The following is a 245-nucleotide window of genomic DNA, read 5'->3' as shown; positions in this document are numbered from 1 at the left end:
CTATCAAAAAATTGAGCGGCCCATCATTGACGCTCGACACTTGCATATCAGCACCAAACTGACCAGTTGCCACGTTCGGGTACTTAGTTTTGGCATAATCGACCAGTTGTTCAAATAATGCGTGCGCAGCAGCAGGTGCCATCGCACCACCAAAGTCTGGTCGGCGACCTTTGTCTGTTTTTGCCATCAAGGTAAATTGTGAAACTAAAAGCAATCCACCAGCAACCTGCTGAACGTTTTTATCC

The 245-nt window shown here is 46.9% G+C and carries 1 protein-coding gene; it reads right to left on the bottom strand.

Translation table 11 applies throughout. The features are described from left to right. A partial coding sequence (locus tag SB772_RS44545; RefSeq protein ID WP_410839095.1) for a D-aminoacyl-tRNA deacylase occupies positions 1 to 245 on the bottom strand: 245 nt, incomplete at both ends.

The organism is Paraburkholderia sp. SIMBA_030 (assembly GCF_046535245.1).
Lineage (GTDB): Bacteria > Pseudomonadota > Gammaproteobacteria > Burkholderiales > Burkholderiaceae > Paraburkholderia.
Note: the sequence above shows the minus strand (reverse complement) of the source record. Positions and strands in the feature narration are given on the sequence as shown.